The organism is Chryseobacterium indologenes, assembly GCF_002025665.1.
GTDB lineage: Bacteria > Bacteroidota > Bacteroidia > Flavobacteriales > Weeksellaceae > Chryseobacterium > Chryseobacterium metallicongregator.
Map to the genome: position 1 here is coordinate 4,052,020 of NZ_CP018786.1, position 11,885 is coordinate 4,063,904.

The 11,885-nt window shown below is 35.5% G+C and carries 10 protein-coding genes; 5 read left to right on the top strand and 5 right to left on the bottom strand.

From position 1 onward, the window contains the following. Window positions 1-65 precede the first annotated feature (65 nt). Window positions 66-755, bottom strand: coding sequence for an ABC transporter ATP-binding protein (locus BUE84_RS18300; RefSeq protein ID WP_034699055.1), 690 nt, complete (start codon window positions 753-755; stop codon window positions 66-68). Window positions 756-1,177: 422 nt separating this feature from the next. On the opposite strand from BUE84_RS18300, the gene BUE84_RS18305 reads away from it, so the two are divergent. From BUE84_RS18305 to BUE84_RS18315, 3 genes are all read left to right on the top strand, one after another. Continuing rightward, window positions 1,178-2,152 (top strand): ribonucleotide-diphosphate reductase subunit beta, encoded by a 975-nt coding sequence (locus BUE84_RS18305; RefSeq protein WP_041461620.1) that lies wholly within the window; start codon window positions 1,178-1,180, stop codon window positions 2,150-2,152. 108 nt (window positions 2,153-2,260) lie between these two features. Beyond that, window positions 2,261-2,551, top strand: a complete 291-nt coding sequence (locus BUE84_RS18310; RefSeq protein WP_079242942.1) for a hypothetical protein — start codon at window positions 2,261-2,263, stop codon at window positions 2,549-2,551. 55 nt (window positions 2,552-2,606) lie between these two features. Further along, window positions 2,607-4,265, top strand: coding sequence for a ribonucleoside-diphosphate reductase subunit alpha (locus BUE84_RS18315; RefSeq protein WP_079242943.1), 1,659 nt, complete (start codon window positions 2,607-2,609; stop codon window positions 4,263-4,265). A 453-nt stretch (window positions 4,266-4,718) separates the two neighbouring features. On the opposite strand, the gene BUE84_RS18320 is transcribed toward BUE84_RS18315, so the two are convergent. Further along, entirely contained in the window at window positions 4,719-7,904 is a 3,186-nt protein-coding gene (locus tag BUE84_RS18320; protein ID WP_079242944.1) for a TonB-dependent receptor, read from the bottom strand. A gap of 318 nt (window positions 7,905-8,222) precedes the next feature. Between BUE84_RS18320 and BUE84_RS18325 the strand changes: the two genes are divergently transcribed. Continuing rightward, window positions 8,223-9,113, top strand: a complete 891-nt coding sequence (locus BUE84_RS18325; RefSeq protein WP_079242945.1) for a DUF72 domain-containing protein — start codon at window positions 8,223-8,225, stop codon at window positions 9,111-9,113. 141 nt (window positions 9,114-9,254) lie between these two features. Further along, a complete protein-coding gene (locus tag BUE84_RS18330; RefSeq protein WP_079242946.1) occupies window positions 9,255-9,485 on the top strand; it encodes a hypothetical protein in 231 nt (76 codons plus the stop codon). 44 nt (window positions 9,486-9,529) lie between these two features. On the opposite strand, the gene BUE84_RS18335 is transcribed toward BUE84_RS18330, so the two are convergent. From BUE84_RS18335 to BUE84_RS18345, 3 genes are all read right to left on the bottom strand, one after another. Then, the gene (locus BUE84_RS18335; RefSeq protein ID WP_079242947.1) at window positions 9,530-10,123 is read right to left on the bottom strand and encodes a hypothetical protein; all 594 of its coding nucleotides are present in this window, start codon (window positions 10,121-10,123) and stop codon (window positions 9,530-9,532) included. A gap of 224 nt (window positions 10,124-10,347) precedes the next feature. Further along, window positions 10,348-10,992 carry an HD domain-containing protein gene (locus BUE84_RS18340; RefSeq protein WP_079242948.1) on the bottom strand — a complete coding sequence of 215 codons (645 nt, stop codon included), beginning with the start codon at window positions 10,990-10,992 and terminating at the stop codon, window positions 10,348-10,350. Continuing rightward, complete coding sequence (locus BUE84_RS18345) at window positions 10,989-11,834, bottom strand: serine aminopeptidase domain-containing protein (protein ID WP_079242949.1); 846 nt, start codon at window positions 11,832-11,834, stop codon at window positions 10,989-10,991. The genes BUE84_RS18340 and BUE84_RS18345 overlap by 4 nt, the downstream gene beginning before the upstream one ends. Between the last annotated feature and the right edge of the window lie 51 nt (window positions 11,835-11,885).

Genomic DNA, 11,885 nt, shown 5'->3' on the forward strand with positions numbered 1-11,885 from the left:
AATTTAAAGATTAAAAACTGAATCAGTAAATTTTCACATTATCTTATTTTCAAATTATCAAATTCCTAAAGCACAATCTGCTTAATAAACTCATCACTTTCAATAATCCCGTCCTTCAGTACTACATTCCTTTTGGTTTGTGCAGCAACGTCCGGTTCATGGGTTACAACGATGATTGTTTTTCCTTCATTATTGATATCCTGAAGAAGTTTCATAATATCATGAGTAGTTTTGGAATCCAATGCTCCTGTAGGCTCATCCGCCAGTACTACTTTTGGGTCTGTAATCAAAGCTCTTGCAATAGCGACTCTTTGTTTCTGACCTCCGGAAAGTTCACTCGGAAGATGGTTGGCCCATTGTGCCAATCCTACTTTCTCCAGATATTCCATAGCTTTCTGATTTCGCTCTTTTCTCGGTACATTCTGATAGTACAGAGGAAGTGCTACATTTTCTAAAGCCGTTTTATAATTAATAAGATTAAAAGACTGGAAAATAAATCCTAGAAACCTACTTCTGTATTCCGCAGCTTTTACTTCAGATAAATGCTCGATAGGAACTCCATCCAATTCATAAGTTCCTGAATCTTTTTCATCCAGAATCCCAATAATATTAAGAAGCGTAGATTTTCCGGAACCGGAACTTCCCATAATAGAAACAAACTCCCCCTCAGAAATATTCAGATTAATTCCTTTGAGAACATGAAGTTTACTTTTCCCTGTATCGTATGACTTATTTAAATCCTGAATTACTAACATTAAGTGATGTATGTTTTATACCCAATAAGTAGATGATATTTTCAAATTGTTACAAGAATAAAAATTTATTCAAATATTTTTTTGTTTAACACTGTAATCCTTTATTTATAATACTTTATAAAATATCGTTTAACTGTAACTCAGTATTTGTATCTATTTATCCTCAAGATTGCTGTCTAGCCTATTATTCGAGCCAGTTTCATGTAAATGTGGAAAACTTTTCAGGCTAAAAGTCAGCCTATTAGTATTTACCTCTTTCAAAATCAGTTCTTTTTTTCGAACTTTGCTATTAGTTCTTTACAAGAAATATGGTTTTGTGAAAGTGAATAACTTTATTTTACAACGCACAGACAAACAAAAAGTTAAGTATTTCCGGAACGTTATCCACAGAGATCTAAATTATTTAATTATATAAATTTAATATGGGAATTTTTGATAAAAGAGTAAGTTATAAGCCATTTGAATACCCGGAGGTTCTTCAATTTGTAGAGGCAATCAACAAATCGTTCTGGGTACATTCGGAAGTGGACTTTACTGCAGATGTTCAGGATTTTCATTCGCAGTTGGAACCACATGAAAAGCATGCTGTGAAAAATGCGCTGTTAGCCATTGCACAGATCGAGGTGTCTGTAAAGACATTCTGGGGGAATTTATACAACCACCTACCAAAGCCGGAATTCAATGGATTAGGATCTACTTTTGCAGAATGCGAGTTCCGTCATTCTGAAGCATATTCCCGTTTATTAGAGGTATTAGGATATAACGACGAATTCCTTAACGTGATCGAAATTCCTGCTGTAAAAGGAAGAATCGAGTTCCTTGGAAATGCTTTAAAGCACGCTAATTCTGCTACACCTAAAGAGTATGTTTCTGCTTTACTATTATTCAGTATTTTAGTAGAAAATGTTTCTCTTTTCTCGCAGTTTGCCATCATCCTTTCTTTCACAAGATTCAAAGGTTTCATGAAAAACGTTTCCAATATCATTGCATGGACTTCCGTAGATGAACAAATTCACGCGAATGCAGGAATCTACCTGATCAACAAAATCCGTGAGGAACAGCCTGACTTATTAACAGACAGCGATATCGAAGACATTTACACTTTAGTAGATGAGTCTATCGCAAGAGAAGGAGACATCCTTAGCTGGATCTTTGAATTGGGAGAAATTGACAACGTTTCTAAAGAAGATCTTCTTAACTTCATGAAATACCGTGTAGATGACAGCTTGAAGAAAATCAACATGAAAACAAGATACAACATTACTCCTGAGCAATACAGACCAATGGTATGGTTTGAAGAGGAAGTTTTCGCCAATTCATTAGATGATTTCTTTGCAAAAAGACCTGTAGACTATACGAAGCACGATAAAAGTATTACAGCAAACGATTTGTTTTAATATTGGGGCGCGAGCGAAGCGAGCGTCAAAGCAGTAAGTATCAGGATTACCCTTTTCTGATTAATAAGTGGAATTGCTGTTCATGAATAAAGCACAAATACAAAAGAAATGATCAATGTAATAGTAACCTATACGGTAAGCCCCGAATTTGTTCCAAATAATAAAACGAATATTCAACAATTTCTGGAAGATTTCAAAAATTTAGATCCTTCCACCTTTGAATATAAAGTTTTTGTAAAGGAAGATGGTGTTACTTTTGTACATTATTCAAACTACATCAATGAAGAAGTTCAGCATGAAGTTTTGAATGTTCCGTCTTTTAAAGAATTTCAGAGATTAAGAGATGAAAGCGGACTGAACGGTTCCCACAAAGTAGAAATTTTACAATCAATAATATAAAAAAACAAAATTCCGGAGTGATTCTCTCATTCCGGAATTCGAAAATATAACATCTATGGAAGAGCAAAATTCAAATATATGGTGGCTCAATGAAGAGTCTGAGCAAATGCTGAACAGAGGATATCTGTTGAAAGGTGAAACGGTAGACGGAGCTATCGACAGAATTACCACTGCTGCAGCAAAAAGGTTATACAAACCTGAACTTCAACCAGCATTCAAAGAGATGATCACAAAAGGATGGATCAGCTTCTCTTCTCCTGTATGGGCTAATATGGGAACAGAAAGAGGTCTTCCTATCTCATGTTTCAACGTTCACATTCCGGACAGCATTGAAGGAATTACTCATAAAATGGGTGAAGTCATCATGCAGACTAAAATCGGAGGTGGTACTTCAGGATATTTTGGAGAATTAAGAAACAGAGGAACAGCTGTTACGGATAATGGAAAATCTTCAGGAGCAGTTTCATTCATGAAGCTTTTCGATACGGCTATGGATGTTGTTTCTCAGGGAGGAGTAAGAAGAGGTGCCTTTGCTGCTTACTTAGATATTGACCACGGAGATATTGAAGAATTTTTATCCATTAAAGATATCGGTAGCCCGATTCAAAACCTGTTTACCGGAGTATGTGTACCAGATTACTGGATGCAGGATATGATTGACGGTGATATGGAGAAACGTAAAGTTTGGGCAAGAGTATTGGAAAGCCGCCAGCAAAAAGGTCTTCCTTATATTTTCTTCACAGACAACGTAAACAGAAATAAACCTCAGGTGTATAAAGATTTGGGAATGACGGTAAATGCAAGTAACCTTTGTTCTGAGATCATGCTTCCATCTACAATGGAAGAATCTTTCATCTGCTGTCTGTCTTCCATGAACCTTGAATTGTACGATGAATGGAAAGATACAGATGCTGTAAAATTAGCGGTATACTTCCTTGATGCTGTATTATCTGAGTTTATTGACAAAACTGAAGGTAATTATTATCTGCAGGGAGCAAGAAACTTTGCGATGCGTCACAGAGCTCTTGGATTAGGAGTTTTAGGATACCACTCTTATTTACAGAAAAATATGATTCCGTTTGAAAGCTTTGAAGCGACTCAGTTCAACGCAAGAGCATTCAGACATATCAAAGATCAGGCTGAGCAGGCCTCAAGAGAACTTGCCAACATCTATGGAGAACCAGAAGTATTGAAAGGATACGGATTGAGAAATACCACAACAATGGCTATCGCTCCTACCACTTCAAGTTCTGCAATCTTAGGACAGACTTCTCCTGGAATTGAGCCTTTCTCTTCTAATTATTATAAAGCAGGTCTTGCGAAAGGAAACTTTATGCGTAAGAACAAATACCTTGCACAACTATTGAAAGAAAAAGGACTGGATAACGAAGAAACGTGGAGAACAATCATGTTGAACCACGGATCTGTACAGCACCTGAACGAGCTTACTCCTGAAGAAAAGGCAGTATTCAAAACGTTCAAAGAAATTTCTCCAATGGAGATTATCTCTCAGGCTGCACAAAGACAGCAATACATTGATCAGGCACAGTCACTGAATCTTCAGATTCCTTCTACAATGCCTGTAAAAGATGTCAACTACCTTTATATTGAAGCTTGGAAAAAAGGAGTAAAAACCCTTTACTACCAAAGAAGTTCATCTGTTTCAAAAGAAATGATGGTTAACTTCGTATCATGTTCAAGCTGTGAGGCATAGGACCAAGTAATAAACACGCTATATTTACAAAAGCACGCCGAAAGGTGTGCTTTTGTCGTTTTCATAGGCCTTTAGTTTCCCACAGATTGCACAGATTTTCACAGATGATTGGTAAAAATTGAAAAAATTTCACTTCAGCTCCTGATGTTGATAGGTTTTGCCTAAAGCCGTCGGAATTGGTCTTTATTTTTTAAACAGGCTGAAGCCCGTTCCTATTGAATAATTACAGTTTGTATATAATTACTTTGAGCATTTCCCACAGATTACGCAGATTTTCACAGATGATTGCGTGTATTTAAAATGATTTAGTAAGCATAAAAATGTATGCCTTTTATTGGTAAAATTCATCATTCATCATTCATCATTCATCATTCATCATTTATAAAAAAAGGTCCGGAAAGAAAATCCGAACCTTTGAAAAAGAATTATATGAAGTAAAATGTAAAAGCGTGATTAAAAATTATATCGAACTCCCAACTGAGCCTGAAATCTTGATGCAAACTGATCAATGGTATAAGGTAGCCCCGGAGTTTTAAAATTATAGGTAGGGTCTCCCGAAGAGGGTTGTCCTGTAGCTACATTCCCAACCTTTGTTAATCCTACACTTGCTGTTGAATTGAAAGTATTAGGTACAAAATATACTTTACCCCAATCTTTGTTCAACAGATTGGTAAAATTGATGATACTTAATGAGACCTGTATATTATTCTTGGACTTCTTACTCAATCTTATCTCATCCATGATTCTGATATCTGCCTGAATATTCCATGGGGTAACATCACCGTTTCTTTCTGTGAATTTGCCTCGTCTGGATTTCAGATAGTCATTGCTGTTGACAAAATTTTCGTAGTCTGCAATCTGCTGCTGAGCAGTTACCAATACATTTCCAGCAGCATCTTTTATAGGAACGATATATTTGGAAGCTTCTGTTGCATCTTTAAAGATATAGGCAAGTCCAGCGGCCTGTCCTGTATTGGCAATTGTACTGTTTACAAATCCCCATGAAAAAGGATTTCCGGACTGAGCATTGAAATATACATTGGTGGATAACCTGTTCATATCAGAAATGTTAAAGGCATATCCAAGATTGGCTACCACTCTGTTTTTGATGGCGAAATTGGAAGTGGTCAGTTTCGGATCATTAGGCGTAAGAGACTGGTTCATCTGCCAGTTACTTTCCATAGAGTTTCTGATACCATTGGTGATATCTTTAGCATCTCCGTAAGTATAAGCTACAAAGAAATTAAATCCGAAATCATACGACTTTGAAAGCTGTGCTGTCAGGTTATAACGATATCCTTCTTTGGTATTGGATAAAAGATAAGCGTTAGAGAAGTTACTGTTGATATTTGTGGTATAGACCGGCATTTCATGGTTCGTATCATAGCTGTAATAGGTCACATTATCCGTCTTGTTCACCTGCTGGAATTTCAGATCATAAAGTACTTTTGTATAGATTCCTTCCAAGGTTAATTTATATCCTGCCAAAGTATAATCAAAAGCTAATGAACTTCTCCACACTCTTGGCATTTTAAAATTATTATCAATAAGATCTACCTGTACTTTTGAAGAGTTCTGCCATTTCGGGAAATTGGCACTGTTCAGTGGATCTCCGTTGGCAGCAAGCTGTGCTGGTGTCGGTGCATTATAATCATAACTTCCAAAACCTACTCCATCATTATAATAAGCATATCCTAACCATGCGAAAGGAATTCTTCCTACAAAAATCCCTGATCCTCCTCGTAGTACCATCGATCTGTTTTCTGTAAGGTCAATCGTAAATCCAAGTCTTGGAGAAAATGTTGGCTTATTCAGGTAGTTGTTGGTAAGCTGGCTCAATGGAGTATAATTGTAAGTATTTCCGGCATTTGGATCCTGAGGAGAATTGGTTACCAGTGGACTTAATTGTGGTTTATTTGGTAAATCTGTATAATCTACTCTTACACCTGGTGAAAGTCTCACTCTTCCCCAGTTGATTTCATCCTGAAGATACATAGAAAGCAGATTTACTTTATATTGTGCATAAGGATTATCAAAAAGGGTATCTCTGCTGTCTCCGTTGAAAGGGTAAGTACCTCTTATCCTTGCAGGTGTTCCATTATAAAAATCAGTTAAGTTTTTATAGGAAATTCTTCCGTTCAAAGCATTTACAAAACCATAATCAATATTGTAGAGCTCATTGTGAGTTCCCAGTAAAAAGGTATGATTTCCTTTTTTGTAAGTAAGATTATCTGTGATTTCAAAAGTTTTCTGCTTCATATTGAAAACAGTAGCCTCTCTGTCATTTCCCAGCAAGATTGTTCCTCCGTTGTAAGCAATTTCCACTTGTGGAAACATTGCATTACCAGAAGTAGGATCTCTGTAATCATGAATAGAAGAATATCCAACCACTAAATTGTTGCTCCATTGATCATTAAAACGGCTTTTCAGCTCAAGTGTAGTGGTAGACGCTGTATTTTTCTGAACGAAATCCATGCTGGAAAATCTGAAATTAGCTCCATCTCTTTCCAGGTTGGATGCCTGTGAAAATACTGTATTGTTTTTAATGGATAAAGTATGTTTATCATTAATTTTCCAATCTAACTTATTGAAAAGTTTAGAACTTTCAGAGAAGTTATTGTACTGGTTAAAGCTTCCTACATTGAATCCATATTTATTTCGTACAAAATCTGAAATCTGTTGAGCAACCTGTTCATTCACCAAAGCTCCAGGATCGTTGGCGTTATAGAAAACAGGATCCGTTCTTTTGGTATATTCAAGATTGGTAAACAGAAACACCTTATCTCTAACCACCGGCAATCCTACTCTTCCTCCATAGATAAAATCTTCAAAATCACTCGGCATTTTAGAATTATCTCCTACTCTGTTTCTTCCTGTAATGGCTGCATTTCTTCCATATGCGTAAATAGATCCGGTAACATCATTACTCCCACTACGGGTTACCGCATTAATACTTCCTCCAAGGAAATTCCCCAATTTTACGTCGTAAGGTGCAATATACACCTGTACATCCTGAATAGCATCCAGACTTATTGAATTGGAACGCGTACTGCTTCCCGGCATTCCTGAAGTACCAGTCTGCCCTCCCAATGAAGGACTGAAACCAATAGCATCATTATTGATAGACCCGTCGATCGTTACGTTATTATAACGGAAATTGGTTCCGTTGAAAGAGTTGTTAGCACTCTGAGGAACCAGTTTGGTTACATCCTGAATTCCACGATTGATATTCGGAAGACCGGAAATCTGAGCCTGGCTGATTCCTACTCCGTATTTTGCTGTAGTTTTTTTGGAAGTAATTTTTACCTCATCAATTGTTTTCTCTTTGCTTCCTACTTCTACTACAGGTAGGTCATTATTTCCTAAAGAAAGCTGCAGATTCGGGTTTTCATAGATCACCTGTGATCCGTCAGAAATTTCAATTTTGTAAGGTCCTCCCGGTTGAAGGTTATCTAAACTGAACTGCCCTTTGCTGTTACTTTTTGTTTCAAAGGTACTGTTGGTAGGAATGTGTACTACCTTTACTGTGACTTCGGAAGAGATTCCCTTTAATCTTCCAAAAATTTTAGAGCTGGTTTCCTGTGAAAATGCAAACCCAAATGATAACAGAGCAAAAGCACAGATGATTTTTTTCTTCATATTTTATTCGCTATAAACTTGGTGTAAAATTATATCTAGTAAAAACGAAGTATGGTAACATAGAATTAACATTACGTAACAGAATGTTTAACATTTCCTTAAAAAAAACTTAATAGAAAGAGGGTCAAAATTTTAAAAAATTTTCTAGACAACATTAAAAAAACGTTCTATTTTTCAGGTATCTCAAAAGGTTTCAATTTCTTAAAATTCTACTATGAACAACTATTCTCTGTTGAAGTATTTTCCGTAGAAACCATAGAATGCTCTGATTTTTTTGGTTTATATTTGTGTTTATTGTTTAATACCAAAACTACAGATATGAAATTCGGACAAGTAGAAGATCCTTCAAAAATAGATTTCACATTACCCAAAGATCATCCTAGAACCAAAGAAATGCTGGCTCTTAATAAAAAAGGGCTGGAAAACATTTCTATAGGATGTGCTAAATGGAACAAAACGGACCTTAAAGGATTTTATCCTAAAGGAACTAAAGACGAACTGACCTATTATGCCACTCAGTTTAATTCTATCGAACTGAACGCTACGTTCTACGGAATGCCAACCCCTGACCAGGTAACAACATGGAAAGAAAAAACTCCGCCAGACTTTAAATTTTTCCCAAAGATCACCAATACGGTTTCCCATTTCAGAAGACTGATTGATGTAACAGATCCGGTGACGCAATTCGCATCTTCGGTTATTAATTTTGATGAAAAACTGGGAATGGCTTTCCTGCAGCTTCATGATAATTTTAAACCTAAGGATTATGACAGATTGGAAAAATTTGTAAAGGAATGGCCTAAAGAAGTTCCTTTAGCAATCGAACTCCGAAATACGGAATGGTTTACCGATGAGGAAATTCTGAATACAACCTGTGATCTTTTTGAAGCCCATAATATCACCAATATCATTGTAGATACTGCCGGAAGAAGAGATATGCTTCATATGCGCCTTACTACTCCTAATGCATTTATCCGCTATGTAGGAGCTAATGCTGAAAGTGACTACGAAAGACTGGATGACTGGTTGAAACACCTTACCCAATGGAAAAAAGAAGGTCTTCAGAATCTTTATTTCTTCGTACACCAGAATATTGAAAAAGCTTCTCCTTTATTATCTGCTTATTTTATCAAGAAGATGAATGAAGAATGGAAAACTGATATTCATATTCCGCAAATGGCAACAGAAAGTACCGGAACACTTTTTTAGTACAAAGGATTACTGAGATAAAATTAAATAAGCTACATTCAGTTAATCTCTTACAGTCGATTCATTCCTTTTCGTAACGAAAAAAATCGTATATTAGAGTATAATGTATTTCACTAAACATTATGCTTTAAAACATAAATTATGGAAAAGGAAATTTGTACAATCAGCATTGCTACCAACTGGCTTGGTGATGAATATATTTTTTATGAAAATCATACCATAAAAAGAGTATATGACAGCCACAGTTTAAATTCCAATAAGAGCGAATGGCTTGATCCTAAAGAAATCAGTAAACAAAATAAGGATAAACTTGTCAAAGCCTGTCCTGAAGAATTTAAGGAACAGATTATGCAGATTCTGGATTATCCTTAATAAAAACTAAAAAGGTAATGAGTTTCCAATACTCATTACCTTTTTTATTTATTTTTTCTAAGCAGCAATACAAGATTGAGAAACAGAAGCAGAAAGTCCAGTGTAATCCAGATTCCTAATTTTGTATTCTCATAGTTATAGGCATCTACCTGCTTTTTGGCCGCATCAGACAGCTTCATACTTTGATTGATATAATTCTGTACTTCTACAATCTGATCAATGTTTTTATTGGGTACAGAATGTTGAGAAAAATAGACTAAGTTTTTCTTTCCAAGATAGCCTACAATCCAGTATTCATCAGACTTATCCATTTTCAGATATTCTATTCTGTAATATTCCGGACGTATTTTTCCGATATGTTTAGGCTCAAGGGTTGTATTTTGATCTGTTTTATCTACTTTGATTAAGTAAAAATCCAATGCCTGTGGAAGTTTATTAACCACCTGAAGCCCAACAGAATTATCAACAAATGCCACAGCACTTTTCTTGATAAACCAGTACGTAAAAACAGAAATTGAAAAAACAACTGTTACAATACGAAACAACTTTGCCCACTTGGCCATACTTCCTGATTTAACCTTAAACAGGACCAACGAAAGGACACAAGCCAGAAATATGATAAAAATAATGAGTGTCATATTTTACAAAGATACTTCTTCTCTCTATTTTATCCATATCTGAGGCCAATTTTTAATTTTAACCAGCCCTAAAAATTGGTTTTCTATCTTTATATTCCTTTGAGTTAACCAAGTATATCTGTTCATAAAAATATCCGAACAAATAATGTCGTATACAATATTTGTTCGGATTGTTAATTTTTGACAGGCAGAATCAGATTTAATTCATTCTAATTTTATTTTTTCTATTCTACATTCCATTCTTTATAAAACTGATCAAGGAAATTCAACATATAATTGTGTCTTTCTTCTGCCATTTGTTTTCCCTTTTCAGTGTTCATCATATCTTTTAGCAGCAGCAGCTTTTCATAGAAATGATTGATCGTTGTACCGTTAGATTTTTTATATTCTTCTTTTGACATTCCTAATTTGGGTTTCATATCTGGATGATACATCAGATTATTTTTAAAGCCTCCAAAGTTGAATGTTCTGGCAATTCCTATAGCTCCTATCGCATCAATACGATCGGCATCCTGAACAATCTGAAGTTCAATAGGTGGATTTTCTGGTGCCTGATCTCTGTTTTTGAACGAAATATTTTCAATCACAAATAAAACCTTCTGAATAGTTTCTTCAGACACATTCTGTTCTTCAAGAAAGATTCTTGATATTTTGGGAGCAATGGTTTCATCTCCGTTATGAAATTTAGGATCGGCAATATCGTGAAGAAGTGCAGACAACTCTACTACCTCTTTGTCACAATCTTCTGTTTCTGCTATCTGAGCAGCCAGTTTCCAGACTCTTTCAATATGGAACCAGTCATGACCTGCTTCTGCTCCTTCTAATTTTTCTTTTACAAATGCTACTGTGTTGTCAATCGTACTTTTCATTTATCTATCAGTTCATTTAAAATAATATCCCATAGTTTGCTGTTGTAGCTTCTAAAAAAATTGATATGTCCGATTTCATTTTTATCCGATTCTGAAGCAGCTACGAGCCTGTAAGTAGGTTTAAGATTTGAATAGGTATTATTTAATAAACTTAATACTCCTTTTTCTGTAAGCCATATATCATCTTCAGCCCGGATTACAAATACTTTCTGGGTCAAATTTTTAGAAAAGTCATCAATTTTTTCCAACAGCTTGTTGGTTGATTTCCTGTTTAAAATTAAGGTTCTCCAGTCATATGCGCAATTTTTTGGAAGACTTTCTCCCAATCCAAACCAATGTGCAGGGAAATATCCTAGCAATGAAGTTGTTAATGGCTGGGCAATTCCAAAGCCTAAATATGCTTCAACTTTTGTTCTCCCTTTAAGGTTTCCTACAAAGGCATTTTGTGTTCCTACAAAAACAAATTCTTCAAAGATGTTGGAATCTTCATTCATTCCGAGAATGAGTGCGCCTACTGAATGGCCCAAACAGTACTTTTTATAGTCTTTAAATTCTGATTTGATATATTGAGTGATCGCTTTATAATCTTTCGAACCCCAAAGCCTCATAGAGCCACGAAATCCTCTCATATTTTTCGGTTTGGAAAGTCCTATTCCTCTGTAATCATAGGTAATAACTGTAAATCCCTGTTCACAAAAGTAGCTGGCAAAAGAAAAATAGACCTGCTGCTTTACCCCTGTTGCTGAGTTGATCAGTAATAGTTTCCCATTATCTCTTTCCGGCTTAAATAAATGGGCAACGAGAGTAATATGGTCTTCGGTGGTCAGTATTAGTTTTTCCATAATATAAAAAAAGAAAAAATCCACTATAAAAGTGGACATTTTACTTATATG

Coding starts and splice junctions, on each gene's coding strand:
- BUE84_RS18300 (WP_034699055.1), bottom strand. CDS start 755: ATGTTAGTAATTCAGGATTTAAATAAGTCATACGATACAGGGAAAAGT.
- BUE84_RS18305 (WP_041461620.1), top strand. CDS start 1,178: ATGGGAATTTTTGATAAAAGAGTAAGTTATAAGCCATTTGAATACCCG.
- BUE84_RS18310 (WP_079242942.1), top strand. CDS start 2,261: ATGATCAATGTAATAGTAACCTATACGGTAAGCCCCGAATTTGTTCCA.
- BUE84_RS18315 (WP_079242943.1), top strand. CDS start 2,607: ATGGAAGAGCAAAATTCAAATATATGGTGGCTCAATGAAGAGTCTGAG.
- BUE84_RS18320 (WP_079242944.1), bottom strand. CDS start 7,904: ATGAAGAAAAAAATCATCTGTGCTTTTGCTCTGTTATCATTTGGGTTT.
- BUE84_RS18325 (WP_079242945.1), top strand. CDS start 8,223: ATGAAATTCGGACAAGTAGAAGATCCTTCAAAAATAGATTTCACATTA.
- BUE84_RS18330 (WP_079242946.1), top strand. CDS start 9,255: ATGGAAAAGGAAATTTGTACAATCAGCATTGCTACCAACTGGCTTGGT.
- BUE84_RS18335 (WP_079242947.1), bottom strand. CDS start 10,123: ATGACACTCATTATTTTTATCATATTTCTGGCTTGTGTCCTTTCGTTG.
- BUE84_RS18340 (WP_079242948.1), bottom strand. CDS start 10,992: ATGAAAAGTACGATTGACAACACAGTAGCATTTGTAAAAGAAAAATTA.
- BUE84_RS18345 (WP_079242949.1), bottom strand. CDS start 11,834: ATGGAAAAACTAATACTGACCACCGAAGACCATATTACTCTCGTTGCC.